22 protein-coding genes, 1 tRNA gene and 1 pseudogene are annotated in these 25,777 nt (G+C 63.1%); 15 read left to right on the plus strand and 9 right to left on the minus strand.

Features of this window, described 5'->3' with window-relative positions:
* The first annotated feature begins 178 nt into the window (after nt 1-178).
* From rlmM to pdxB, 3 genes are all read left to right on the plus strand, one after another.
* On the plus strand, nt 179-1,243 hold the full coding sequence (rlmM, locus tag LOY26_RS07860) for a 23S rRNA (cytidine(2498)-2'-O)-methyltransferase RlmM (RefSeq protein ID WP_047583284.1): 1,065 nt from the start codon (nt 179-181) through the stop codon (nt 1,241-1,243).
* 73 nt (nt 1,244-1,316) lie between these two features.
* Entirely contained in the window at nt 1,317-1,559 is a 243-nt protein-coding gene (gene tusA / locus LOY26_RS07865) for a sulfurtransferase TusA (protein WP_186653972.1), read from the plus strand.
* 60 nt (nt 1,560-1,619) lie between these two features.
* Nucleotides 1,620-2,762, plus strand: a complete 1,143-nt coding sequence (gene pdxB / locus LOY26_RS07870) for a 4-phosphoerythronate dehydrogenase PdxB (protein ID WP_186664144.1) — start codon at nt 1,620-1,622, stop codon at nt 2,760-2,762.
* 81 nt (nt 2,763-2,843) lie between these two features.
* On the opposite strand, the gene LOY26_RS07875 is transcribed toward pdxB, so the two are convergent.
* Nucleotides 2,844-3,017: a PA1571 family protein gene (locus LOY26_RS07875; protein ID WP_167334463.1), complete on the minus strand. Its 174-nt coding sequence runs from the start codon at nt 3,015-3,017 to the stop codon at nt 2,844-2,846.
* Between the two features lie 212 nt (nt 3,018-3,229).
* On the opposite strand from LOY26_RS07875, the gene LOY26_RS07880 reads away from it, so the two are divergent.
* From LOY26_RS07880 to mqo, 4 genes and pseudogenes are all read left to right on the plus strand, one after another.
* Complete coding sequence (locus LOY26_RS07880) at nt 3,230-4,993, plus strand: ABC transporter transmembrane domain-containing protein (RefSeq protein ID WP_033700445.1); 1,764 nt, start codon at nt 3,230-3,232, stop codon at nt 4,991-4,993.
* A gap of 764 nt (nt 4,994-5,757) precedes the next feature.
* Nucleotides 5,758-5,868, plus strand: a pseudogene (locus LOY26_RS26990) (hypothetical protein); the annotation flags it as partial.
* Nucleotides 5,869-6,096: 228 nt separating this feature from the next.
* Nucleotides 6,097-6,801 carry a methyl-accepting chemotaxis protein gene (locus tag LOY26_RS26995; protein WP_408980770.1) on the plus strand — a complete coding sequence of 235 codons (705 nt, stop codon included), beginning with the start codon at nt 6,097-6,099 and terminating at the stop codon, nt 6,799-6,801.
* 168 nt (nt 6,802-6,969) lie between these two features.
* The gene (gene mqo, locus LOY26_RS07890) at nt 6,970-8,538 is read left to right on the plus strand and encodes a malate dehydrogenase (quinone) (RefSeq protein WP_186664150.1); all 1,569 of its coding nucleotides are present in this window, start codon (nt 6,970-6,972) and stop codon (nt 8,536-8,538) included.
* An 87-nt stretch (nt 8,539-8,625) separates the two neighbouring features.
* Here the strand turns inward: mqo and LOY26_RS07895 are convergent.
* Nucleotides 8,626-8,702: transfer RNA gene (locus tag LOY26_RS07895), tRNA-Pro, on the minus strand.
* A gap of 81 nt (nt 8,703-8,783) precedes the next feature.
* Complete coding sequence (locus LOY26_RS07900; protein WP_027596642.1) at nt 8,784-9,005, minus strand: YgdI/YgdR family lipoprotein; 222 nt, start codon at nt 9,003-9,005, stop codon at nt 8,784-8,786.
* Nucleotides 9,006-9,193: 188 nt separating this feature from the next.
* Between LOY26_RS07900 and moaB the strand changes: the two genes are divergently transcribed.
* Together moaB and glp are read left to right on the plus strand one after the other, a co-directional pair.
* Nucleotides 9,194-9,733 carry a molybdenum cofactor biosynthesis protein B gene (moaB, locus tag LOY26_RS07905; protein WP_033700442.1) on the plus strand — a complete coding sequence of 180 codons (540 nt, stop codon included), beginning with the start codon at nt 9,194-9,196 and terminating at the stop codon, nt 9,731-9,733.
* Entirely contained in the window at nt 9,717-10,943 is a 1,227-nt protein-coding gene (gene glp, locus LOY26_RS07910) for a gephyrin-like molybdotransferase Glp (RefSeq protein WP_258714555.1), read from the plus strand. Before moaB ends, glp begins: the two co-directional genes overlap by 17 nt.
* Here glp and LOY26_RS07915 read toward each other — a convergent pair.
* Nucleotides 10,932-12,179 (minus strand): glycosyltransferase family 4 protein, encoded by a 1,248-nt coding sequence (locus tag LOY26_RS07915; RefSeq protein ID WP_186654000.1) that lies wholly within the window; start codon nt 12,177-12,179, stop codon nt 10,932-10,934. The genes glp and LOY26_RS07915 overlap by 12 nt on opposite strands.
* A 314-nt stretch (nt 12,180-12,493) precedes the next feature.
* Between LOY26_RS07915 and yegS the strand changes: the two genes are divergently transcribed.
* Entirely contained in the window at nt 12,494-13,381 is an 888-nt protein-coding gene (gene yegS, locus LOY26_RS07920) for a lipid kinase YegS (RefSeq protein WP_258714556.1), read from the plus strand.
* On the opposite strand, the gene LOY26_RS07925 is transcribed toward yegS, so the two are convergent.
* From LOY26_RS07925 to LOY26_RS07935, 3 genes are all read right to left on the minus strand, one after another.
* Nucleotides 13,365-14,024 carry a response regulator transcription factor gene (locus LOY26_RS07925; protein WP_033700438.1) on the minus strand — a complete coding sequence of 220 codons (660 nt, stop codon included), beginning with the start codon at nt 14,022-14,024 and terminating at the stop codon, nt 13,365-13,367. The two genes, yegS and LOY26_RS07925, sit on opposite strands and share 17 nt — an antisense overlap.
* Nucleotides 14,014-14,910 carry a sensor histidine kinase gene (locus LOY26_RS07930; RefSeq protein WP_186664154.1) on the minus strand — a complete coding sequence of 299 codons (897 nt, stop codon included), beginning with the start codon at nt 14,908-14,910 and terminating at the stop codon, nt 14,014-14,016. The genes LOY26_RS07925 and LOY26_RS07930 overlap by 11 nt, the downstream gene beginning before the upstream one ends.
* Nucleotides 14,911-15,296: 386 nt before the next feature.
* Nucleotides 15,297-15,797: a histidine kinase gene (locus LOY26_RS07935; protein WP_258714557.1), complete on the minus strand. Its 501-nt coding sequence runs from the start codon at nt 15,795-15,797 to the stop codon at nt 15,297-15,299.
* Nucleotides 15,798-16,146: 349 nt separating this feature from the next.
* Here LOY26_RS07935 and LOY26_RS07940 point away from each other — a divergent pair, with 349 nt between their 5' ends.
* Together LOY26_RS07940 and LOY26_RS07945 are read left to right on the plus strand one after the other, a co-directional pair.
* Entirely contained in the window at nt 16,147-17,082 is a 936-nt protein-coding gene (locus LOY26_RS07940; protein WP_033700434.1) for a chemotaxis protein CheV, read from the plus strand.
* Nucleotides 17,083-17,137: 55 nt separating this feature from the next.
* On the plus strand, nt 17,138-17,938 hold the full coding sequence (locus LOY26_RS07945) for an MOSC domain-containing protein (RefSeq protein WP_033700433.1): 801 nt from the start codon (nt 17,138-17,140) through the stop codon (nt 17,936-17,938).
* A 57-nt stretch (nt 17,939-17,995) separates the two neighbouring features.
* Here LOY26_RS07945 and LOY26_RS07950 read toward each other — a convergent pair whose 3' ends face one another.
* Nucleotides 17,996-19,924, minus strand: coding sequence for a transglycosylase SLT domain-containing protein (locus tag LOY26_RS07950; protein ID WP_186654024.1), 1,929 nt, complete (start codon nt 19,922-19,924; stop codon nt 17,996-17,998).
* Nucleotides 19,925-20,145: 221 nt separating this feature from the next.
* On the opposite strand from LOY26_RS07950, the gene LOY26_RS07955 reads away from it, so the two are divergent.
* Nucleotides 20,146-22,074, plus strand: coding sequence for an ATP-binding cassette domain-containing protein (locus tag LOY26_RS07955; RefSeq protein WP_033700430.1), 1,929 nt, complete (start codon nt 20,146-20,148; stop codon nt 22,072-22,074).
* 64 nt (nt 22,075-22,138) lie between these two features.
* Here the strand turns inward: LOY26_RS07955 and LOY26_RS07960 are convergent, their stop codons facing one another.
* The gene (locus LOY26_RS07960; protein WP_258714558.1) at nt 22,139-22,579 is read right to left on the minus strand and encodes a universal stress protein; all 441 of its coding nucleotides are present in this window, start codon (nt 22,577-22,579) and stop codon (nt 22,139-22,141) included.
* 110 nt (nt 22,580-22,689) lie between these two features.
* Between LOY26_RS07960 and LOY26_RS07965 the strand changes: the two genes are divergently transcribed.
* Together LOY26_RS07965 and fadB are read left to right on the plus strand one after the other, a co-directional pair.
* The gene (locus tag LOY26_RS07965) at nt 22,690-23,127 is read left to right on the plus strand and encodes a hypothetical protein (RefSeq protein ID WP_258714559.1); all 438 of its coding nucleotides are present in this window, start codon (nt 22,690-22,692) and stop codon (nt 23,125-23,127) included.
* 495 nt (nt 23,128-23,622) lie between these two features.
* Nucleotides 23,623-25,770 (plus strand): fatty acid oxidation complex subunit alpha FadB, encoded by a 2,148-nt coding sequence (fadB, locus tag LOY26_RS07970; RefSeq protein ID WP_258714560.1) that lies wholly within the window; start codon nt 23,623-23,625, stop codon nt 25,768-25,770.
* The last annotated feature ends 7 nt before the right edge of the window (nt 25,771-25,777 follow it).

Consider the following 25,777-nt stretch of genomic DNA (forward strand, 5'->3'; position numbering starts at 1 on the left):
CGGTGTCACCGCTCTGTTTCGATCCGCACGGTACGGACCTGGCTGAATGGTCAGGTTAGACCGGTTTGGCCTGCCTGACCCTTTTCTGGACCGGCGGGACGTGTCGCAGGTTCCGAACTTCCTTTATCATCGCCGCCCTGCCGGCGCCTGTGGTGCGCCCGCCGTAGTGGAGTGAGAGATGAGTACCCTGTTCATGCATTGCCGGCCCGGTTTCGAGGGCGAGGTCTGCGCCGAGATCAGCGAACATGCCGCCCGCCTGGGGGTTGCCGGCTATGCCAAAGGCAAAGCGCAGAGCGCCAGTGCCGAGTTTGTCTGCACCGAGGACAATGGCGCCGAGCGCCTGATGGGGGAACTGCGCTTCGCTGAGCTGATCTTCCCGCGGCAGTGGGCCCGTGGCAGTTTCGTCGAGTTGCCGGAGAGCGATCGCATCAGCGTATTGCTCGAGCACCTGGCCAGCCTGCCTGTGTTCGGCAGCCTGTGGCTGGAAGTGCTCGACAGCAACGAAGGCAAGGAGCTGTCGACGTTCTGCCGCAAATTCGAGGTGCCATTGCGCAAGGCCCTGGAAAAGGCCGGTCGCCTGGTTGAAGACGCCAGCCGTCCACGCCTTCTGCTGAGCTTCATCACTGGCCGGCGGGTATTTGTCGGCCAGGCTGCGGCCAACAACAGCGCGCTCTGGCCAATGGGCATCCCGCGCCTGAAGTTTCCCCGTGAAGCGCCCAGCCGCTCGACCCTCAAGCTGGAAGAAGCCTGGCATCAGTTCATCCCCCGCGAGCAGTGGGACCAGCGCCTGGGTGATGACATGACCGGTGTCGACCTGGGCGCCTCGCCTGGCGGCTGGACCTATCAGCTGGTGCGCCGCGGGATGTTGGTCACCGCCATCGACAACGGCCCGATGGCCGAGAGCTTGATGGACACCGGGCTGGTCCAGCACCTGATGGCGGATGGTTTCACCTGGCAGCCGAAGCAGCCGGTGGACTGGATGGTCTGCGACATCGTCGAGAAGCCGGCGCGGACCACCGCATTGATTGAAACCTGGCTGGGGGAAGGGCTGTGCCGCGAGGCGGTGGTCAACCTCAAGCTGCCGATGAAGCAACGCTACACCGAGGTGCGGCGCCTGCTCGACCGCATGCAGGCCACGTTCAAGGCGCGCAAGATCAGGGTTTCGATCGCCTGCAAGCAGCTGTATCACGACCGTGAGGAAGTGACCTGCCATCTGCGCAGGCTGGACCTGAAGCCGCGTTGAGTGCGTGGGCGGCGCGCAGCCCTTGGTGCGCGCCGCACGATGCGCGACAATGATGAACATTTTGGAGCCGCCCATGACTGATTTAACCCCCGACGCCGTCCTCGATGCCACCGGCCTGAACTGCCCCGAGCCTGTGATGATGTTGCACCAGCACGTGCGTGGCCTGGCTGCCGGTGGCTTGCTCAAGGTCATTGCCACCGACCCGTCGACCCGCCGCGACATCCCCAAGTTCTGCAACTTCCTCGGCCATGAACTGCTGCAGCAGCAAGAGGACGCGGGCACCTTCCTGTACTGGATCCGCAAGAAAGCCGACTGAACCGCTCTGGAACACGCCGCGCGTAGCGCCTACACTGCGTTCCCCTGACAGGAGAGCGCCATGCTGATAGTTGCCGACGAGAACATTCCGCTGCTCGATGCCTTCTTCGAAGGTTTCGGCGAGATCCGCCGCTATCCGGGCCGAAGCCTCGATGCCGCCAGCGTCAAGGACGCCGACGTGCTGCTGGTGCGCTCGGTGACCAAGGTCGACCGCCAACTGCTTGAAGGCAGCCGTGTGCGTTTTGTCGGCACGTGCACCATCGGCACCGACCACCTCGACCTGGACTACTTTGCCGAGGCTGGCATCCACTGGAGCAGCGCGCCGGGCTGCAATGCCCGCGGCGTGGTGGACTATGTGCTGGGCAGCCTGCTGACCCTGGCCGAGCTGGACGGTGTCGCGCTACCCAAGCGCACGTACGGCGTGGTGGGCGCGGGGGAGGTCGGTGGCCGCCTGGTGCGTGTGCTGCATGGCCTGGGCTGGAAAGTGCTGGTGTGCGACCCGCTGCGTCAGGCCGCCGAAGGGGGCGATTACGTCAGCCTCGATACGGTACTGGAACAGTGCGATGTGATCAGCCTGCACACCCCCTTGCAGCGGGGCGGCGAGTACCCCACCTGGCACCTGCTGGGCCAGGCGCAACTGGCACGGTTGCGCCCAGGGGCGTGGCTGATCAATGCCAGCCGTGGCCCGGTGGTGGACAACGATGCCTTGCGTGAGCTGCTGTTGGACCGTGAAGACGTGCATGCCGTGCTCGATGTGTGGGAAGGCGAACCGCAGGTCGACCTGCAACTGGCCGACCTGTGCACGCTGGCTTCGCCGCACATCGCCGGCTACAGCCTCGATGGCCGGCAGCGGGGCACTGCGCAGATCTACCAGGCGTTGTGCCGTCACCTGGGCGAAGCGGAGCTGGTGCGCCTGGCCGATTTGCTGCCCAAGCCGCCGCTGGCGCAAGTTGAACTCGATGCCACTACAGACCCGGCCTGGGCCTTGGCCACCTTGTGCCGCGCCGTGTACGACCCGCGCCGTGACGATGCAGACTTCCGCCGTAGCTTGAGCGACGACCCGGCCGAGCAGCGGGTGGCATTCGATCAGTTGCGCAAGCAGTATCCACCTCGGCGTGAAATCGAAGGGCTGGCGGTGCGGATTCGTGGCGAGTCGCCGCAATTGGCGCAGTTGGTCAGTGCGCTGGGTGGGGTGTTGGTCTGAGTGATGTGCCTGCGTCGGCCTTTTCGCCGGCCGAGGCAATAAAAACCCGGCGCAGGCGCCGGGTTGCAATGAATTAGCCGATCAGCCTTTACGGGCTTTAGTACCCCGGCTTTGTTCCAGTTCCTGGCAGGCTTTCTGGATCATCTGCTCGGTGATCGGAACCTCGCGCCCTTGGGCGTCGATGATCGAGCCGCACACCTGGGGTTGCGGGTTGTTCTGGGGTTTCGGGGTATCGCTGCTGTGCTGCAAGCTCATGTCCTGTCTCCTCATCAGGTTCAAGCTCAGGGTAGTCCTGCGCCGTGACTGGCCTGTGACAGATCCTCGACTGTCACGGCCCTGACAGTCCACCAGAAATGGCGGTAAAGCTCCAGAGCCCTTTTAGATCGAAAGGCTATAGTCACCCCCAAGCGTTCCGCGCGCTCCGATGAGTGGTAGTCTGCTGCTTCCTTGCCGCTTTGGTTGCCGCCATGCCCGAATCCGTCTCCCCTGGCCAACGTCGCGCCCTGCGCCTGGGTTGGCAGTTCGTTCGCCCGTATCGCCGGCAAATGCTCCTGGCATTGCTGGCACTGGTGGTCACGGCGGCAATCACCCTGTCCATGGGGCAGGGCATCCGCCTGCTGGTTGACCAGGGTTTCATGACCCGCTCCGCGCACCAGCTCAACCAGACCATTGGCCTGTTCCTGCTGTTGGTGCTGGCACTGGCGGTGGGTACCTTCAGCCGCTTCTACCTGGTGTCGTGGATCGGCGAGCGCTGCGTGGCTGATATCCGCCGTGCGGTGTTCGATCACCTGGTCGGGCTGCACCCTGGGTTTTTCGAAGACAACCGCAGCTCCGAGATCCAGTCGCGGCTGACGGCTGACACAACCTTGCTGCAATCGGTGATCGGCTCTTCGCTGTCGATGTTCCTGCGCAATGCCTTGATGGTGGTAGGGGGCGTGGTGCTGCTGTTCATCACCAACCCCAAGCTCACCAGCATCGTGGTGGTGGCCTTGCCGCTGGTGCTGGCGCCGATCCTGCTGTTCGGCCGGCGCGTGCGCAGCCTGTCGCGGCAGAGCCTGGACCGGGTGGCGGATGTCGGCAGCTACGTCGCCGAAACCCTGGGGCAGATCAAGACCGTGCAGGCCTATAACCATGAGCCGCTCGATCGCGAACTGTTCGCCAGCACCGTCGAGGCGGCCTTCAGCGTGGCCCGCCAGCGTATTGCCCAGCGTGCATGGCTGATCACCCTGGTCATCGTGCTGGTGCTCGGCGCGGTGGGGGTCATGCTCTGGGTCGGGGGCATGGACGTGATTGCCGGGCGTATCTCGGCAGGCGAGCTGGCTGCCTTCGTGTTCTATAGCCTGATCGTCGGCAGTGCGTTCGGCACGCTCAGCGAGGTGATCGGTGAGCTGCAGCGCGCCGCCGGTGCGGCCGAGCGCATTGCCGAGCTGTTGGCGGCACGCAGTGCAATCCTGCCGCCGCGCGTAGCCGCCTCACTGCCTCAGCGGCGTGCTGTCGGGCGTATTGCGTTGCAAGACGTGCATTTCGCCTACCCGTCGAGGCCTGCGGTTGCAGCCATCGACGGCTTGAGCCTGGCGATCGAGCCGGGGCAGACCGTGGCCCTGGTCGGGCCTTCGGGCGCCGGCAAATCGACCCTGTTCGACCTGCTGCTGCGCTTCTACGACCCTCAGCAGGGGCGCATCCTGCTCGATGGCCAGGCCATCACTGAACTCGACCCGGCCGAGCTGCGCCAGCAGTTCGCGTTGGTGGCGCAGAACCCGTCGCTGTTTCGCGGCACGGTCGAGGCCAACATTCGCTATGGCCGCCCAGGGGCGACGCTGGCCGAGGTCGAGGCAGCGGCGCGCGGTGCGCATGCCGACGAATTCATCCAGCAACTGCCGCTGGGCTACCAGACGCCGCTGGGGGAGGGTGGCATCGGCTTGTCGGGCGGGCAACGGCAGCGCTTGGCGATTGCCCGGGCGCTGCTGGTCGATGCGCCGATCCTGTTGCTGGATGAGGCTACCAGCGCCCTTGATGCGCAAAGCGAACACCTGATTCAGCAGGCGCTGCCCAGTGTGATGGCCGGTCGCACCACCTTGGTGATCGCCCATCGTCTGGCCACGGTGCAGCACGCCGATCGCATCGCGGTGATCGACAAGGGGCGCCTGGTGGCAATAGGCACGCACCGCCAGTTGATCGAAGAAAGCCCGCTGTATGCCCGATTAGCCTCGTTGCAGTTCACCACGGGCTAGCCTGTCGTGGTTCTGTAACAATTCTGTAGGAATTGCCTGACACTATTTGTCTCAATTGTTGTGCAAGTGCTCAAGCTGGCTGCTATCGAACGATGGCAGCCTTTTTTTTGCGGTGAGCCTACGGGGACATGGAATGTCTTACCCGGCGCCGCAAGCGTGCGCCGTTCCTTTCCTTTGGTCTTGAGATCGCGATGTTGCGTAAATCCCTCAGAGTGCAAATTCTCGCCCTGCTCGGCGGCAGCCTGGTAGCGATGCTGCTGATCGCGCTGGTGTGTTTCCAGTTTCTGTCTTCCAGCGTGCGCGGCTACGCCGAGCTGGTGGATGGGCCCTTGCGGGCTTCGCAATTGATCGATGAGGCCAACCTGCAGTTCAAGATCCAGGTGCAGGAATGGAAGAACGTGCTGCTGCGCGGACGCCAGCCCGCCGAGCTGGACAAGTACTGGCAGCAGTTCCAGGCCCGCGAGCAGCAGGTGCAGCAGATGCTTGGGCAACTGATCGACAGCAGCGATGCCAGGCTCAAGGCGCCGCTGCAACAGCTGCGTGCCAGCCATCTGCAACTGGGCCAGGCTTATGCGCAGGGCCGCCAGGCGTTTGTCGCCGCAGGTGGTGACCCGGTTGCAGGCGACCTAGCGGTCAAGGGCGTGGACCGTGCTGCCAGCGAACAGATGAGCGAGCTGGTCGAACAACTGCGCGCCGATGCGCGCGAGCGTGCATCGAGCATCAACGCCAGCGCCGAGCGTACGGTGTGGCTGGGCTTGCTGGTGATGCTGGGCTCGGCGGTGCTGGTCGGCCTGTTCAGCCTGTGGCTGGTCAATCGCAGCCTGATCGAGCCGATTCGCCAGTTGATCGAGTATGTCGCGCAGTTGAGCCAGGGGCGCTTCGTGGCGCGTGTGGACAGCCGCCGTGAAGATGAACTGGGGCGCTTGGCACGTGCGGCCAATACCCTGCGTGATTTTCTTGCCGAGACAGTCGGCCGGCTCAAGGACAATGCCCAGGAGCTGGAAGGCGCCAGTGGCCAGCTGCGCAGCATCGCGGCTGACATGGCCCAGGGCACGCATGACCAGTTCCAGCGCACCGATCAGGTGGCGACGGCCATGCATGAGATGTCCGCCACCGCTCAGGAGGTGGCTCGCCACGCCGCCGATGCCGCCCGCGCGGCCGATGATGCCGATCACAGCGCCCAGGCTGGCGAGCAGGTGATGCAGCAGACCATCGACATCATTGGCGTGGTCAACCGCGAAATCGCCGGTACCGCCGCGGTGATCCGTGACCTGGAGCATGACAGCACGCGGATTGGCAAGGTGCTCGAAGTCATCCGCGGCATCGCCGAGCAGACCAACCTGCTGGCGCTCAATGCAGCGATCGAGGCGGCCCGTGCGGGCGAGGCCGGGCGCGGCTTTGCGGTGGTCGCCGACGAGGTGCGCAGTTTGGCCCAGCGCACCGCTGCATCGATCGCCGAAATTCACCAGATCATCGAAGCGGTGCAGTCGGGTGCGGTAGAGGCGGTCAAGGCCATCGAAAGTGGCCAGCAGCGCAGCGAGGAAGGAGCCGAGCAGGTGCAGCAGGCGGGGCAGATGCTGCAGCGCATCACCTCGGCGGTGGAGGCGATCCGAGACATGAACCGGCAGATCGCCACGGCGGCCGAAGAGCAGACCAGCGTGGCCGAGGACATCTCGCGCAACCTGATCGAAATTACCCGCATCGCCACCACCAACCAGGCAGCGGTGCAGCAGACCGAGCAGGCCGGGCAGCGTTTGCATGGGTTGTCCGGGCAGTTGGGGGAGGTGACTTCGCAGCTGACGGCCTGACCCTCCGGCGCGGGGAAATCCGCCACTGTAGCGCTGAACCTGGTGCAACTGTGGCGGATTGTCGCCATGCGACCGGGTGTCCCACCCCTTAGCCATTGGTCTAATGCCAGTTGGCACACTCTCTGCTTTAGGGCGCCAATCCTTCACTTCAATCGGATTGCGCTACTAATGAAAAAAATCCTGCTGACGCTCCTTTGCCTGAGCGTCATCGGCTGCTCCAAACCCGCAGAGCCGGACAAGACCGTCGACGTCCTGCTGATCGGCGGCGGCATCATGAGTGCCAGCTTGGGCACCTACCTTACCGAGCTGGAGCCGAACTGGAAGGTCGACGTCTACGAGCGCATGGACCAGGTGGGCGAAGAAAGCTCCAACGCCTGGAACAACGCCGGTACCGGCCACTCCGCGTTTTGCGAACTGAACTACACCAGTGTCGGCACGGATGGCAGCATCGACATCAGCAAGGCCGTGGGCGTCAACGAGCAATTCGAAGTCTCCAAGCAGTTCTGGGCCTACCAGGTCGAGCAAGGCGTGCTGAGCAACCCGAAAACGTTCATCAACAACGTGCCGCACATGAGCTTTGTGTGGGGTGACGACAACATTGCCTTCCTCCACAAGCGCGTCGCTGCCCTGCAGCACAGCTCGCTGTTCCGTGGCATGCAGATCAGCGAAGACCACGAGCAGATCCGCCAATGGGCGCCGTTGGTGATGGAAGGCCGTGACCCTCAACAGAAGGTCGCAGCCACGCGCATGGCGATCGGCACCGACGTGAACTTTGGCGAGATCACCCGTCAGCTGTTCGCCTCGATGACCCGCAACCCTAACGTCAGCGTGAACCTCAGCCATGAAGTGCGTGACATCGTGCGCAACGATGACGGCACCTGGCGGGTGGTGGTGGCCGACCTGGCCAATGGCGGCAACGAAGTGGCGGTCAACGCCAAGTTCGTCTTCATCGGTGCCGGTGGTGGCGCGCTCAAGCTGTTGCAGAAGTCGGGCATCCCCGAAGCCGAAGGCTATGCCGGGTTCCCGGTGGGTGGCCAGTTTCTGATGACCGACAACCCGGACGTGGTTGCACGCCACCAGGCCAAGCTGTACGGCAAGGCGTCGGTCGGTGCACCGCCTATGTCGGTCCCGCACCTGGACACACGTATGATCGACGGCAAGCAGGTGCTGCTGTTCGGCCCGTTCGCGACCTTCTCCACCAAGTACCTCAAGCACGGCTCGCTGCTGGACATGTTCGCGTCGCTGAACAGCCACAACATCCTGCCGATGGTGAACGCCGGCATCGACAACATCGACCTCAGCACCTACCTGATGGGGCAATTGATGCTGAGCTTCGACGACCGCATGAATGCCCTGCGCGAGTACTTCCCCAATGCCAAGAACCAGGACTGGAAGCTGCTGCAGGCCGGCCAGCGCGTGCAGGTGATCAAGAAGGACCCGGTGCTCGGTGGCGTGCTGCAGTTCGGTACTGAAGTGGTCGCTGCCCAGGACGGCACTATCGCCGCGCTGCTGGGGGCCTCGCCAGGCGCTTCGACTGCCGCGCCGATCATGCTGACGGTGCTGGAGAAGACTTTCAAGGACCGCCTCAAGAGCCCTGAGTGGCAGGCCAGGCTCAAGCAGATCGTACCCAGCTACGGGCAGAAGCTGAACAACAACCTTGAGCTGACCAACCACACCCGGGCATGGAGCAGCGAGCGTTTGCAACTGCTGTACGTGCCCGTGCAGGCCGAGCAGTAAGCCGCGCCTGCCGCCCCCTGTGCATGCAGGGGGCATTTTTGGCGCACAACAAAAAGCCCGCGCAAGGCGGGCTTCTTGAATAGGATGTGGTCGGAGAGACAGGATTCGAACCTGCGGCCTTCTCGTCCCGAACGAGACGCGCTACCTGGCTGCGCTACACTCCGATGAACGAAATCCTACTGCATCCCTTTTTTGCACGCAAGCCCTTGTTGTTAAAAGGGCGTTTGCCAAAAAGGGAAGCCAGATCACAGCTCTTTGACGGTACGGATCTGGTCTTTGTTCAGGCGCGTACGCTTGCCATCAAGTTGCTCGAATTCGTAGAAGCCCGAGTCCTCGTCGAACGAAGGGGTGTCCACTGCCTGGATCTCGCGACCATCGTTCAGGGTAATGACGGTTGGCGATGCGCAGCCAGCGAGGGCGCCCAGGCCCAGGGCAAGCAGAAAGGCGGGAAGGGTCCGTTGAATCATCGTGTTTCTCCAGTGCGATGGTGCTAGATGACAGTTATGACGCAGGGCGTCCGCGCAAGTTCCTTTACAGTGCAGCATAGCGGCAAAACCTGAGTATTGACCAAGGGCAAGGGCACAGGGGCGCGCCGCTGTGTCGGGGGTGTGCTGTGTTATAAATGCGCCATCCCATCTTCTTGTGACGGACACCCATGAAAGCCAAGGCAGATACCCCCTTCGTGCCGCTGAACATCGCCGTGCTGACGGTCAGCGACACGCGTACCTTCGACACCGACACCTCCGGCCAACTGTTCGTCGACCGCCTGACTGCGGCTGGTCATCAACTGGCGGCGCGGGTGTTGCTCAAGGATGACCTGTACAAGATTCGCGCCCAGGTCGCGACCTGGATCGCCGAGGAAGGCGTGCAGGTGGTATTGGTTACTGGCGGCACCGGTTTCACCGGCCGCGACAGCACCCCCGAGGCCGTGGCCTGCCTGCTGGACAAGCAGGTGGACGGTTTCGGTGAGCTGTTCCGGCAGATCTCCGTGGCCGATATTGGCACCTCTACCGTACAGTCGCGTGCGCTGGCAGGCCTGGCCAATGGCACGCTGGTGTGCTGCCTGCCGGGCTCGACCAATGCAGTGCGCACCGGCTGGGACGGCATCCTCGCCGAGCAGCTCGATGCCCGCCATCGCCCGTGCAATTTCGTGCCACACCTGAAGCAGGCAGCGGCCTGTGAAAGCCGTGGCTGAGGTCAATCAGGCCCGGCCGCTGATGCCGGTGGAAGACGCTTTGGCGCGGTTGCTTGCGCTGGCAGAGGCCGCACCGATCCGGGAAACCGAAAACGTGCCGTTGGCCGAAGCCGAGGGGCGCGTGCTGGCCAGCGACCTGGTGGCGTCTCTCGACCTGCCGCCTTGGCCGAACAGCGCCATGGATGGCTACGCCCTGCGCCTGGCGGACTGGCAGGGCGAGCCCTTGCCGGTCAGCCAGCGTATCTTTGCCGGCCATGCCCCACAGCCCCTGCAGCCAGGTACGTGTGCGCGCATCTTCACCGGCGCACCGGTGCCGGCCGGCGCTGACTGTGTCGAGATGCAGGAAAACGCCGACGTGACTGACGACGGTCGGGTACGCTTCCTCGAACCATTGAAAACCGACCAGAACATCCGCCCACAAGGCCAGGAAACGCGTCAGGGCGAGCAGGTGATGAGCGCCGGTACACGCCTGGGGCCGATCGAGCTGGGCTTGGCTGCAACCCTCGGCCAGGCCAGCCTGGGCGTGGTGCGCAAGGTGCGCGTGGCCGTGCTGTCTACCGGTGACGAGCTGATCGAGCCTGGCCAGCCCTTGGGACCAGGGCAGATCTACAACAGCAACCGTCGCCTGTTGGTCAGCTGGTTGCAGCGTTTGGGGTGCGAGGTTCGGGATGCGGGTATTCTGCCTGATGACCTGGCGCGTACCCGTGAATGCCTGGGGGCACTGGGCGATGTTGACCTGATCCTGTCCACCGGCGGTGTCTCTGTTGGCGAGGCCGATTACCTGGGGGCCGCTTTGCGTGAGGCCGGCGAACTGGCCTTGTGGAAGCTGGCTATCAAGCCGGGCAAGCCACTGACCTTCGGCCATTTTCGCGGTGTGCCGGTGATCGGCCTGCCGGGTAACCCGGCTTCCACGCTGGTCACCTTCGGCCTGCTGACGCGGCCGTACCTGTTGCGGCGCCAGGGTGTGGCCGATGTCACGCCGCTGCGCTTCGACATGCCGGCAGGCTTCGACTGGCCCAAGCCAGGCATGCGGCGCGAGTACCTGCGTGCCCGCATCGAGCATGGCCAGGTGCGCATCTACAAGAACCAGAGCTCTGGGGTGCTGCGCAGTGCGGCCTGGGCCGAAGGCTTGGTGGAGGTGCGCGAAGGCAGCACGCCCAAGCTGGGTGACAGTGTGCCGTTTATCCCGTTCAGCGAGCTACTTGGCTGAACGACCGAGCCAGCCTCCCAGCAGTTGCATAGCGTCGGTGGGCTGTGCCTGGTGCAGGCGCATGTGCACGTTTTCCAGTTGCTGCGCCGCGACACTCCAGTCGTGACGCTGGCGAGCGAATTGCCGGCCGGCTTCGCTCAACTGCGCCATGCGCCACGGCTGGTTGAGCAACTGGGTGATCAGCAGCGCCAGTTGGTCGCCATCGTCGCTGCCCAGGTAATGCTCAGCGTTGTTCACGGCCAGCCCTGAAACACCCTTGCTGGTGGTGATCACCGGCAGCCCGGCAGCCATCGCTTCGAGCACCTTGGCCTTGGAGCCCCCGGCATAAAGCAGGGGGGCGAAGAACAGCGCCGAGCGGCGCTGCAGCTCGCGCAGGTCGGGGCGATAACCGACCCATTCGATGCGTGGGTCGTTCCAGTGCAGCCTCCAGCTGGCGGGCAGCGCATGGCCGGCAATGGCCAGGCGCACTGCTGGGTTGCTCATCCACACCTGCGGCATGATCTCTTCCAGCGCCCATTCGATGGCCTCCAGGTTGGAGCCATATTCGAAGTTGCCTACAAACAGCAGGCGCTGGCTGTGCAGCGAGGGTTGCACCTGCTGATAGAAGTCGCAGTCCACGCCACTGACCACCACGTTCACCGGGCGGCCGCTGATCTGGGCGATCAGCTCGGCGTCATGGCTGCTGACGGCCACCACTTCAGTGGGTTGGCGCAGTACCCGTTGCTCCCAGCGCCGGTAGCGCCAGCGATCAAATGCGTTGAGCGGGCGCAGCCATAGCGGCAGGCGGTCATGGCGAGCGCCGCCCATGACCGATTCCAAGGTGTGTTCGCTGAGCATGTAGGGCAGGCCGCGGGCCTGCAGGGCCTTCTCGAACGGTTGGAAGCTGTAGCTGTGCTCGATCTGGATGACGTCCCAGGGCTCGTCCAGCAATTGCTCGAAGCGGTGCCTGAGGCAGGGCGCCAGGCCATTGATGATCGCCCGCATGGGGTAGTCGATGATCGGTGATGCCAGCAGGTTGAGCGGGCTGTGCAGGGCACGCCTGGGCAGTACGATCAAGCGTTCGAGCAGGGGCTCGAGGGCTTCGCGGGCAGCGTCGCTCAAGGGGATCTTGGACTGCACCAGCAGGGTGATCCGGTGGCCACGCTGGGCGAGTGCGCGCATCAGGTGGTATTGCCGGGTCTTGCTGCCGCTGGTGGTCGGCCAAGGCAGGTAGGGCAGTGTCCAGAGAATGCGCATGTCCCGGAATCCTCGCTACAGATCGCGGATGAAAAGACGCGCCCATCGGCAGTCAGCTAATCACTGCTGCCGGGGCGCGTCCATGGCTTTCGGAAATAGGGGCCCAAGGTTGACCGAGTCAATATGCTGACTCGCCGGGTGATTTTCAGCGCTTGGGTCAAATACTTGTCAACTGTGCATTTTCTGAGCATAGCCGGGCATTGGCGGGTGTGTGGAAAATGGCTGAAATCCATTGTTTATTGTGTTCGGTATGCAACGATCAGTGTGCGTCAGTGGTCGAGATCAGGGTTGGTCATTTTTCTCGGAGAAGCGCGATGCAAGGGCGCAAGGCAATGTTGATCCTGCACGGCAAGCAGGCGATGAACGAAGCGCTGCGCAGTGCCGTTCTGGCGATGCGCGAGACCGGCTGGGTGCTGGATGTGCGGGTAACCTGGGAGGCCGGGGATGCCCAGCGCCTGGTGGCCGAGGCACTGGCAGCCGGCTACAGCCATATCGTCGCCGGGGGCGGTGACGGCACCTTGCGCGATGTGGCAGAGGCCATGGGCCTGGCGGCGACCGACGCCAGCCTGGCGCTGATGCCGCTGGGCACCGCCAATGATTTTGCCAAGGCTGCGGGGGTGCCCTTGGAGCCGGCAGAGGCGCTGGCGCTGCTGAACAACCCGGCGCAACCAATCGACCTGGGGCAGGTCGGTGATCAGTTGTTTCTCAATATGGCCACCGGTGGCTTCGGCAGCCAGGTCACGGCCAACACCTCCGAGGACCTGAAAAAGGTCCTGGGCGCTGCTGCCTATCTGTTCACGGGCTTATCGCGTTTCAGCGAGTTGCAGGCGGCGTCGGTAGAGCTGCAGGGCCCGGATTTTCAATGGCAAGGTGACCTGCTGGCACTGGGTATCGGCAATGGCCGGCAGGCCGGCGGTGGCCAGGTACTGTGCCCGGATGCGCTGGCTGACGATGGCCTGCTCGACGTCGCCATCCTGCCGGCGCCGCAGGAGGTGGTGGGGGCATTGCGCGACCTGGTGGCCGGCGATGGGTTGTTTGTGCGAGCCAGGTTGCCGTGGGTTGAAATCAAGAGCTCGCAGGGCCTGGACATCAACCTCGATGGCGAGCCGTTGCAGGCCGACAGCCTGCGCTTCGAAGCAAGGCCAGCGGCGCTGCGCCTGCACTTGCCGGCCGGGTCGCCGTTGCTCAGTCGTCCAGGCTGATGATTTTTTCGCGCACCGCGTACAGCACCAGGCCTGCCACATCGTGAATCTGCAGGCGTTTCATGATCTGCGAGCGGTGGGTTTCCACGGTTTTTATCGAAAGCCCCAGGCCGCTGGCGATCTCCCGGGTCGATTTGCCCCGCACGATCAGGCGCAGGATTTCCAGTTGGCGGGCAGTCAGGGTGTGGCGCTCACCGCTCGGTTGCTTGCGATGCTGGGTATGCAGCAATGCCTGGTTGATGACCGTGTGCGCGATTGCCGGGCTGAGGTAGCGCTCGCCGTTGCGCAGGGCGCACAGGGCCTGCTCCAGTTCGGTGGCGCTGGTGTCCTTGAGCAGGTAGCCATGGGCGCCGCTTTCCAGGGCGCGCATGATCAGGTCCGGGTCGGTGTGCATCGACAGGATCAGCACCTTGCAGGTGCTGCCGCTGGCGCTGAGTTGGGTCAGGGCATCCAGGCCGCTGGTCGAGCGCATGGAGATGTCCAGCAAAACGATATCGGGTGCCAGCGTGCGCACCTGCTCAAGTAACAGATTGCCGTCGTCGGCCTCGCCGACCACGCAGTAGCCAGGGATGTCGGAGACCAGCGCGCGCACCCCGGCGCGTATCAGTGAGTGGTCGTCCACCAGCAGCAATTTACAGGTCATGGGCGGTCAAGGTCCTGGCGCGTTCCCGGGTGCGCGGCGGCCACGGGAACAGGGCTTCGATCTGCGTGCCAAGGCCCGGCTGGCTGGTGATCTGCAGGCGGCCTTGCAAGGCTGTCACGCGTTCCTGCATGCCAGCCAGGCCACGCTGGCCCGACGCGGCCGGGTGCCTGGCGGGGAGAAAACCGCGACCATCGTCCTCGATCTTCAAGGCAAGCCCGGCGGGGCTGCGTTGCAGGCGGATCGACAGGTTGCGCGCCTGGGCATGGCGCAACATGTTGGTCACGGCCTCCTGGGTGATGCGAAACACTGCCATCGCGACGGCTTCGTCAATGCCCCTGAGGCGCTGGTTGCATGCCAGGCTCCAGTGCACGTCGGTATTTTCCAGCGTGCGCAGCAGGTGCGCGCGAAGGCTGGCTTCGAGCCCAAGGCTGGCCAGTTGCCGCGGGTTGAGCAGGGCGGAGACATCGCGCACGTTGCCAAGGGCGTCGTCGAGCGTGGTGCCCAGGGTATCGCAGTGGCTGTGCAGTTCATCGGGCACCCGCCGTTGCAGCCATTGCAATTGAAGCTTGGCGGCGGTGAGCAGTTGGCCGATGTCGTCATGCAGTTCGCGGCTCAGTTGCTGGCGCTCGCCCTCTTGAACCTTGAGCATGCGCTTGGCCAGTTCTGCCGGGTGCAGGCGGATCGACCCTGCCCCTAGGCTTACCTGCAGGCCCACGCCGAGCATCGCCGCAGCGTGCAGCAGCAACAGGCTGGCTGGCATCGGTTTGCCGGCCATGTACAGCAGCAGGTTGGCGACCACCGAGGCCACGCACAATACTATCGTCGTCCAGCGCAGCAGCGCAGTACGGGAGCAGCAGCGCAGAGGAGTCTTCAAGCGTGGGAGCATAAATAGAGAAGCCACTGAAGTGTTGCTGATGGAGGCCTTGCACACGTCTTGCCAGAGGCTTTGGCGCATTACTTTCGAAGTTTTGCCGGGTCACGTCCTCAATCAGCCTTGTTACAGACTGCAGGCATTCGCTGGCGAGCATGGTAACACTTCGCGTGGCGTTGGTCGCTGCTGGGCAACGCTTTGAAACCTCATGGTTTACGGGGTATTCCGGGACGTCCGTCCGATTAGCGCAAGTAGCAAAATGCCATCCGTTATTCGGCTGGCAATCACTTTCAGAGCAACTAGCGGGTTAATGCCAGCGGTATTGCGGCCGACACTTGGGGGAACTTCCAAGTTAGACCATCGTGGGCTTGAACAAGGCCCTTAGTTGCTCTTCGGGTGAGTTAATGCGCAGCGCGAGGGCGCGTGTCGGGGGTAGCGTCTGCGTGTGGGTGAAGGCAGTGGCTGCCCTGTTCTTCGCACGAGGCACACGTTTGCGGTAGCGATTGTTCCAAAACACTGGCCAATTCAGTAAGCAGCGTGACCTGTTCACCGCTATCAAGGTTCAGCTGCCCGGTGCTGGGGTCTGTCAGCTCCAGTTGCCAGGCCAGCAGAGTCAGGCAGGCATCCGTCGCCGGCAAGGCCCCACGCAGCAGGCGTTGCTGCTGGCAGGCGGGTGCCAGCAGTTGCTGCAGTACGGTGGTGTAGTGGGCAACCTCAACCAATTGCAGGCGGCTGGCACGGCGGGCCAGGGTGTCGAGGGCGGTGTTCAGGCACTTGCAGGCATCTGCATCGTTGTCGATCAGCTCCAGGTGCTGCAGGCACTCCTGGGACTGAGTCAGCAAGACATGCGCATCCCGCAGAAACTCCTGCAGGGCAGCTTCAAACGATAAGGCACTGTCCATCAGGACGCTCCAGCGCTTGGAGCTGCAGCAAGGGGCGGACACGGCGATACGATAGCGAGCAAAAGCCTGACTCCATTCATGCAATGAGAATGGTGTCACATTAATGGCTAATGGATATCGCGAACATCAGGTTGCACCCGATTGCCACTAAGGGTTTCCCTGATGTGCGGCTAGGGTGCAACAAGGTGCAAAGCGGCAGACAGCCACCGTGAAGTGCCCGCAGTAAAGCATGATGGTAAAGTGATATCAATTGCCTCGGCGGCATTTTCCAGCAAGGGTCAAGGTGTGCGTGAATCCGCCGATACAGGGTGAAGAACTCAACTTTTCGACTCAAGCCTGGGGGCTTCCAATGGCTGGCATTCTCGACACGGTAGACCAACGCACGCAATTGGTGGGTGAGAACCGCCTGGAAATTCTGATGTTTCGCCTGGCAGGTCGGCAGCTGTTCGCGATCAACGTGTTCAAGGTGCAGGAGGTGCTGCAACTGCCCAAGCTGACGCTGATGCCGCAGCGCCATGCCTTCGTCTGCGGGGTGGTCAACCTGCGTGGGCAGACCTTGCCGGTGATCGACCTGTCCCAGGCGATTGGCATGCGCCCACTGCAGCCTGGGCCGGACAGCACCATCATCGTGACGGAGTACAACCGCTCGGTGCAGGCCTTCCTGGTGGGTGGCGTGGACCGCATCGTCAACATGAACTGGGAAGCGATCATGCCGCCGCCTACCAGTGCCGGGCGCCAGCATTACCTCACCGCCATCACCAAAGTCGACGAGCAACTGGTCGAAGTGATCGATGTGGAGAAGGTGCTGGCTGAGATCGTGCCCTACAACGCCAAGGTCTCCGGCGAGCGCCTCGCCGACCCGGTGCTGGCCCGCGCGCGAGGGCGTGAAGTGCTGCTGGTGGACGATTCCAGCGTAGCCCTGGCGCAGTTGCGCGACACCCTGTCGCAACTGGGCATGAAGTTGCACGTGGCCAGCGATGGCCTGAAAGCCTTGCGCCTGCTCAAGAGCTGGGCCGATGCCGGTGAGGATGTTTGCGAGAAGCTGCTGATGGTGTTCACCGATGCTGAAATGCCGGAGATGGACGGCTACCGGTTGACCACCGAGATCCGCAGCGATGCCCGCCTGCGTCAGCTCTACGTGGTGCTGCACACCTCGTTGTCGGGCAGTTTCAACGAGTCCATGGTCAAGAAGGTTGGCTGTGACAACTTCTTGTCCAAGTTCCAGCCGGATCGTCTGGTCGAGGTGGTCAAGCAGCGGTTGCTGCTGGATTCCGCTACTGCGTGATACCGGGCCCTGCGGGGTATAAGCTTGGCGTTTTGAATGACGCGAGGCGGCAGGGATGTTTCTGAGTGAGTTGTATCGGTACCCGGTGAAGTCGGGGCGGGCGCAAAGCCTGCAGGCGTCACCGGTTGGCCAATTGGGGTTGTTGGGTGACCGTCGCTGGATGGTGGTGGAGGCAGACAATGGCCGCTTTCTCACCCAGCGTGCCTGGCCACAGCTCGGCCAGCTCAGGGCGAGCTACGATGCTGCCGGGCAGTTGTTGCTGGAGGCCCCAGGGCAGGCGCCACTTCGCGTGCCCGTACCGCTTGCAGACGACGACCTGCGGGGGGTGACCCTCTGGCGTGACACCCTGCGGGTACCGGATGCCGGCGACGCGGCAGCGCTGTGGCTGTCGGCGCTGCTTGGCAAGGACGTGCGGCTCGTCTATTGCCCGGAACAGCGGGCGCGTTATCTGCCCAATGGTTATGGCCTCAACAGTGACCGTGCAGCGTTTCCGGATGGTTTTCCGCTGCTGTTGATCGGCCAGGGTTCGTTGGACGAATTGAACCGGCGCATTGGCCGGCCGATGGAGATGCTGCGGTTCAGGCCGAATCTGGTGGTGCAGGGTGCAGAGCCGTTTGCCGAGGATGGCTGGAAGCGGATTCGCATCGGCGCGCTGGAGTTTCGAGTGCTCAAGCCCAGTGTGCGTTGCATTTTCACCACGATCGACCCGTTGACCGGCGAGCGCAGCGCAGACCGCGAGCCGATGACCACGCTCAAGACGTTCCGCGAGAAGGAGGGGGATGTGTTGTTCGGCCAGAACCTGGCCGTGGATGGCAGTGGCGTACTTGAAGTGGGTATGGAAGTCGAGGTCTTGTAGGCGCGGCCTTCCGTTGCGAAAGGGCCGCGCAGCGGCCCCTACACGACCCCGACGCAGCTACATATCGTCGAAGTACCGCTCGTGCCACTCCACCAGCGGCTGCGGCGAGTTGAGCTTCTGCCCGTAGATCACCGAATACGACAGCACGTTCTGCACATACTGACGTGTCTCATCGAAGGGTATCGATTCGACCCAGACATCGAAGCTCAAATGCTTGGCGCCCTTGAGCCACTGGCGTACTCGTCCGGGGCCTGCGTTATAGGCCGCAGAAGCCAGTACCCGGTTGCCATTGAACTGGCTGTGTACCTGGCTCAGGTACGCGGCCCCCAACTGGATGTTCTTGTCCGGGTTGAACACCTGCGCAGGCGAGGCCAGCGGGATGCTGAACTTGCGCGCGGTTTCCTTGGCGGTGGCCGGCATCAGTTGCATGAGGCCGCTGGCGCCCACGCTGGAGCGTGCATCTTCCATGAAGGCGCTTTCCTGGCGGGTGATGGCGAACACCCAGCTCGAATGCAGCCCACGGACCTTGGCCTCGCGCACCAGGGTGTCGCGGTGGGCCATCGGGAAGCGGATATCCAGGTCATCCCAGTACTTCGCCTGGCTGATGGTGCGGATGGCCGGGAAGTACCAGCGCAGGTCGTAGGCCAGGCGTGCCTGGGCGACCATCTCGTCGCGGTTGAAGTGGCGGCTGACGTGGTACCACTCGCGGCGCCCATCGACGATCTGCCCGCGGGCGTGGAATTCCAGCGCGCGCTGGATGCCCGGGGTGTTGCGCACCTTGCTGACCAGTTGCGGGCTCAGTACCAGTGGCTTGTTGTTCAACTGGTAGGGGGTCTGCGCCCGGTCGGCTGCAAGGAACCCATAGAAATCACGCTCGCGCGCCACGGTCTTGTACAGCAGGGTGACCTGCGGGTTGTTCGGCTGGGCCAGCTCAAGGCTGCGGGCTTGCCAGTACTTCCAGCGGCTACTGCTGGCCAGGTCCTGGGGCAGGCGTTTGGTCAGCTCGTAGGCATCCTCCCAGCGGCCCAGGCGCAGCAGCAGGCGCAGGCGCCATTCGCTGACGGTGTTGTCACGCAGCTCGGGGTCGTAGCGGGTCATCAGGTCGAGCGCGCGAGGGTCGTAACGGCGCGCCAGGGTCAGGCCGATTTCGCGGGCGATGGCGACTTTTTCATCGCGCGAGAAGTGCATGCGCTGGGCGTAGTCGTCGAGCAGCGCCATGGCCCGCTCCGGGTTCTGCCGGGCCAGGCGGCGCAGGCCGAGGCTGACCACGTCGGACATGGCTTCGTTGACCGGGCTGAAGCGCGATGGCTGGTTGAGCAGCTCGGGCTTTTGCGCCACGTCGATCAGCAGACGCCCTTGTGGGCCGAGGGTGGTCAAGGTCTTGACCAGGTTGTTGGCCAGGCCGTAGTTGCGTGCCTGTGCCGCCAGTTTGGCCCGGTTCCAGCGCTTGGCCTCGGTCAGTTGGCCTTCGGCGGCCCACATGCCGAACAGGGTGTCACAGGCCGCCGGTTGCGACTTGCCGACGTTCCACAGCTTGTCGGCCGTGGCATAGCCTTCGGCGCGCAGGCCATGGCTCAACTGGTACTGGCCGTTGAGGCAGTCCAGTTCGGTGAAATTGAGTTTGGGGTCGTAGTACTTGACGAAAGTATTCCATTCGCCGCGCTCGGCCAGCCAGCGCAACCAGCGCAGTTTCATCCAGTTGGACTGGGGCAGGTCGCCATGCTTGGCCAGGAACCCTTCGATCTCCTCGTTGCTGGCGCTTTTCAGGCGCGCGGTCAGCTCGTCGTACGTGAGGTAAGGCGTCAGCGGGTAGTCGCGCAACTGTTGGGCATAGCGCAGGTAAGGGCCTTTGTCGCCCTTGGCCAGGGCGCGCTTGGCCTCGTCGTAGTACTGGCGTTGTTGAGTGAGGTCGAGGGCCTGCGCCGCGCTGGCGGTGGCGGCGGTAAGCAGCAGGCAGGATGCAATCTGTAACAGGCGGCTGCGCATGATACGTCCGGGCAGTTGAACCATGGGGAAGTGACGGCGAAGCCAGCACTGTTGGAAGCTATGGCCTTAGCTTAGCCGTTTGCCGGCGGCAGATGAAAGCACAGTGCTTGTATCAAGACATTAAGCTCGACCAGATGTCGTAAAGCCCTCGCAGGGTGGTCAACTTAATGCCCTCGGGCCCCAAGTCAGGTAGAATGCGCGCCCGATTTCTGGAGACCAATATGACCCTGCTCAAATTCAGCGATGTGTCCCTCGCATTCGGCGCCATGCCGCTGCTGGACAAAGTGTCCTGGCAGATCGCTCGTGGTGAGCGGGTGTGCATCATCGGCCGCAACGGCACCGGCAAGTCGAGCATGATGCGCCTGGTCAAGGGCGAACAGAAGGGCGACGACGGTGAGATCTGGCGCGCCCCGGGCCTGAAAATCGGCGAGCTGCCGCAAGAGTTGCCGCTGGCCGACGAGCGCAGCGTGTTCGATGTGGTGGCCGAGGGCCTTGACGGCGTGGGTGCGCTGCTGGCCGAGTTCCACCACCTGAGCCAGAACATCCAGGGCGACGAAGACCTGGAAAAACTCATGCACGTTCAGCACGAACTCGAAGCCCGTGACGGCTGGCGCCTGCAGCAAGTGGTGGATAGCACCCTGAGCCGCCTGCAACTGCCCGCCGACAAGACCCTGGCCGAGCTGTCCGGTGGCTGGCGTCGCCGTGTGCTGCTGGCCCAGGCGCTGGTGTCCGAGCCTGACCTGCTGCTGCTCGATGAACCGACCAACCACCTGGACATCGGTGCGATCGCCTGGCTTGAAGAGGCGCTGCGCGGGTTCAATGGTGCGGTGCTGTTCATTACCCACGACCGCTCCTTCCTGCAAAACCTCGCGACCCGCATCCTCGAACTGGACCGCGGTGGCCTGATCGACTGGAACGGCGACTACGCCAGCTTCCTGGTGCACAAGGAAGCCGCGCTGGCCGCGGAAGAAACCGCCAACGCGCTGTTCGACAAGCGCCTGGCCCAGGAAGAAGTGTGGATCCGCCAGGGCATCAAGGCCCGCCGTACCCGCAACGAAGGGCGTGTGCGTGCCCTCAAGGCCTTGCGCGTCGAACGCGGCGAGCGCCGTGAGCGTCAGGGCAAGGCGAACATCCAGATCGAAGCGGCCGACAAGTCCGGCAAGCAGGTCATGGTGCTGGAGAACGTCAGCTTCGCCCATGCCGAAGGCCCGATGCTGGTCAAGGACTTCTCCATGGTCCTGCAGCGCCAGGATCGCATTGGCCTGCTGGGTGCCAACGGTACCGGCAAGACCACCTTGCTCAAACTGATGCTCGGCGACCTGGAGCCTACCTCGGGCAAGGTCGAGCGTGGCACCAAGTTGGAAGTGGCGTATTTCGACCAGATGCGTCATCAGCTCGATCTGGAAAAAACCGTGATCGACAACCTGGCCGAAGGCCGTGATTTCATCGAGATCGATGGCCAGAACCGCCACGTGCTGAGCTACCTGGGCGACTTCCTGTTCAGCCCCCAGCGTGCCCGGACCCCGGTCAAGGCGCTGTCGGGTGGCGAGCGTGCACGTTTGCTGCTGGCCAAGCTGTTCAGCAAGCCGGCCAACCTGCTGGTGCTCGACGAACCGACCAACGACCTGGACGTGGAAACCCTCGAACTGCTGGAAGAGGTGCTGGCCAACTACAAGGGCACGGTGCTGATGGTCAGCCACGACCGGGCCTTCCTCGACAACGTCGTCACCAGCACCCTGGTGTTCGAAGGTGGGGGCAAGGTACGCGAGTATGTCGGCGGCTATGAGGACTGGATCCGTCAGGGCGGTTCGCCCAAGCTGCTGGGGGTAACCGAGAGCAAAGGCGGCAAGTCCGAACTCAACAGCGCGGTGGTTGAGAAGCAGGAAGTGCAAGCGGCACCGGCGCCGGTGGCGGCGGCTGCCGATGCCTCGAAGAAGAAGCTCAGCTACAAGCTGCAGCGTGAGCTGGAGATGCTGCCTGGGCAAATCGACGAGGTCGAACAGCGCATGGCGGCGGCCCAGGAAGAGGTCAATGCACCAGGTTTCTATCAGCGGTCGATCGAAGAGACCACCGCGGTGCTGGCCAAGATCGAGCAGTTGCAGGCAGAGCTGGATGTGCTGGTAGAGCGCTGGGCCGAGCTGGAAGGGTGATCAGCTTTTGATCTGCACTGGCTTCTTCGCGGGTAAACCCGCGAAGAAGCTGGCACAGGTCAACTCATTCCTTCTTCAGCAAGCGCACTGCCAGCACATCGCAGGGTGCGCCGTGCAGTACATCGTTGGCGGTGGAGCCCAGCAGCAACGCCAGGCCATGCCGGCCATGGCTGCCCACGACGATCAGGTCGCACTTCTGGTCCTTGGCCAGTTGGTGGATTTCCTGGCGTGGCTGGCCGTAGGTCAGGTGCGAATCGCCGCGCTGGATGCCCGGGTACTTGTTGAATAGGCGGTCCATGCGCTCTTTGGCCTGGTCGAACTGCTGTTGTTGCAGTTGCGACAGGTCCATGGGGACGTCACCGCCAAAAGCCATGGCCATGGGTTCGACGATGTGCACCAGCGAGACCTTGGCGTTGTACGGCGCTGCCAGCGCCATGGCACGCTTGATCACCGGGTCGCATTCCTCGGTCAGGTCGACGGCAACCAGAAGATGTTCGTAGGACATGAGCGGTACTCCTGACAATCGCGATAGAAGAAGTATGGTCGCTTTCGGGCGGGTCTTCCGTGAAAAATGGCTAACCAGCTCATTTGCAACGCTTTATGGGGTCTACTGATATGACGGTATTGCTGGTGGTGTCAATCCTTGCGCTGATTCTCAGCCCGCTTTCCTGGTTGCGCACGTCGCGCAAGCAGAGCGAGCAGATGAACCTGCGCCTGGAAGCGCGGCGCATGGGGCTGGCCATGCAGCTGGCGCCCCAGCAGTGGCCGCACTGGCTGGAAAAGGAGCCGCCAAGCCCCTGCCCGCAGTACCATTGCGCACGGCGCCGGGGGCGTGAGGACAGCTTCTGTTACTGGCAGGTCACGCCGGGCGTGTGGTGGAACCAGTGGCGCGAGCCGTGTGAGGACCCGCGCCTTGCCGAGGCCTTTGCGCGCTTGCCCGCCAGCGTCTACAAGGTCGAAGCCGACCCCCGCATGATCGCCTTGTACTGGACCGAACGGGGCGATAAATCTGTATTGCAGGATATTGCCCAGGTCTTCGAAACGCTCGCCTGACACATGGCTTAACGACAAAGCGGCGGCTTGGCAGAGCCCCTGAAGGGGTGGGGTGCCAAGTCGCCGCTTTGCGTTCTGCTGCGCAGAAAAGGCCAGGCAGGCCGGGAATGCTTGAAGCCATTGGCAGTGTAGTCGGCTGCCAGTGAAATGCCGGAAAAATCTTCCCCTCGCAGGGTCACGCCCTCCTTCTCGTGGTCAATCGCTGACATGAATGCCCCGTGATCACTGACGTCATGCTTAGTACCCAGACGCTACAAAATGACCGGAAAGTCGTGTTTTCACTCTGTGCGTGAGCATTTGACAACGCTGATCTTTTCGGAGAATGTGTGCACACCCAAATCAAACGGGCGTATGAATTGAGCGTTTGTATGTCACACGGCTCGTTCATAGTCCCGACTAGCGCGCTGACGGGTGTGCCTGGGCAGGGCCACATGGCCTGCCTGGGCAGCAGCGACCGGCGTGTACAGTTAGCTTCCATATCGTGGAGATCAGTTGATGATTTACGAAGGTAAAGCCATCACGGTTAAGGCTCTTGAAAGTGGCATCGTCGAACTCAAGTTCGACCTCAAGGGTGAGTCCGTCAACAAATTCAACCGCCTGACCCTGAACGAGCTTCGCCAAGCCGTCGATGCCATCAAGGCCGACGCTTCGGTCAAAGGCGTAATCGTCAGCAGTGGCAAGGACGTGTTCATCGTCGGCGCCGACATCACCGAGTTCGTCGACAACTTCAAGCTGCCCGAGGCCGAACTGGTCGCTGGCAACCTGGAAGCCAACCGCATCTTCAACGCCTTCGAAGACCTCGAAGTGCCGACCGTAGCCGCCATCAACGGCATCGCCCTGGGCGGCGGCCTGGAAATGTGCCTGGCGGCCGACTACCGGGTCATGTCCAGCAGCGCCAAGATTGGCCTGCCTGAAGTCAAACTGGGTATCTACCCAGGCTTTGGCGGTACTGTGCGCCTGCCACGCCTGATCGGCTCGGACAACGCTGTCGAGTGGATTGCGGCCGGCAAGGAAAACCGCGCCGAAGACGCCCTGAAAGTAGGCGCCGTCGATGCCGTGGTCGCCCCGGAGCTGCTGCAGGCTGGTGCCCTTGACCTGCTCAAGCGCGCCATCAGCGGCGAGCTGGACTACAAGGCCAAGCGCCAGCCGAAACTGGAAAAACTCAAGCTCAATGCCATCGAGCAGATGATGGCGTTCGAGACGGCCAAGGGCTTCGTTGCCGGCCAGGCTGGGCCGAACTACCCAGCGCCGGTCGAAGCGATCAAGAGCATTCAGAAAGCCGCCAACTTCGGCCGTGACAAGGCCCTGGAAATCGAGGCCGCTGGCTTTGCCAAGCTGGCCAAGACCTCGGTTGCCGAGAGCCTGATCGGCCTGTTCCTGAATGACCAGGAGCTCAAGCGCAAGGCCAAGGCCCATGACGAAATCGCCCACGACGTGAAGCAGGCTGCCGTGCTCGGCGCCGGCATCATGGGTGGCGGTATCGCCTACCAGTCGGCGGTCAAGGGCACGCCGATTCTGATGAAGGACATCCGCGAGGACGCCATCCAGCTGGGCTTGAATGAAGCCTCCAAGCTGCTGGGCAATCGCGTCGAGAAGGGCCGCCTGACCCCGGCGAAGATGGCTGAAGCACTCAATGCCATCCGTCCGACCCTGTCCTACGGTGATTTCGCCAACGTCGATATCGTCGTCGAGGCCGTGGTCGAGAACCCTAAGGTCAAGCAAGCTGTGCTGGCAGAAGTCGAAGGCCAGGTGAAAGAGGATGCCATCCTCGCGTCCAACACCTCGACCATCTCCATCAACCTGCTGGCCAAGGCGCTCAAGCGCCCCGAGAACTTCGTCGGCATGCACTTCTTCAACCCGGTGCACATGATGCCGCTGGTCGAAGTGATTCGTGGCGAGAAGTCCAGTGATGTGGCGGTTGCCACCACCGTGGCCTACGCCAAGAAGATGGGCAAGAACCCGATCGTGGTCAACGACTGCCCGGGCTTTTTGGTCAACCGCGTGCTGTTCCCGTACTTCGGCGGCTTCGCCAAACTGGTCAGTGCAGGGGTCGACTTCGTGCGCATCGACAAGGTCATGGAGCGCTTCGGCTGGCCCATGGGCCCTGCATACCTGATGGACGTGGTCGGCATCGACACCGGCCACCATGGCCGCGACGTCATGGCCGAGGGCTTCCCGGACCGCATGAAAGACGAGCGCCGCTCGGCGATAGACGCCCTGTACGAGGCCAACCGCCTGGGCCAGAAGAACGGCAAAGGCTTCTACGCCTACGAGACCGACAAGCGCGGCAAGCCGAAGAAGGTGTTCGATGCCGCCGTGCTCGACGTGCTCAAGCCAATCGTGTTCGAGCAACGTGAAGTCAGCGACGACGACATCATCAACTGGATGATGGTCCCGCTGTGCCTGGAGACCGTGCGCTGCCTGGAAGACGGCATTGTCGAGACCGCCGCCGAAGCTGACATGGGGCTGGTCTACGGCATTGGCTTCCCTCCGTTCCGCGGTGGTGCGCTGCGCTACATCGACTCGATTGGTGTCGCCGAATTCGTCGCCCTGGCCGATCAGTACGCCGACCTGGGGCCGCTGTACCACCCGACCGCGAAGCTGCGCGAAATGGCCAAGAGCGGCCAGCGTTTCTTCAACTGAGCGGCCA

The sequence above is a fragment of the Pseudomonas sp. B21-047 genome (assembly GCF_024748775.1).
GTDB lineage: Bacteria > Pseudomonadota > Gammaproteobacteria > Pseudomonadales > Pseudomonadaceae > Aquipseudomonas > Aquipseudomonas capeferrum.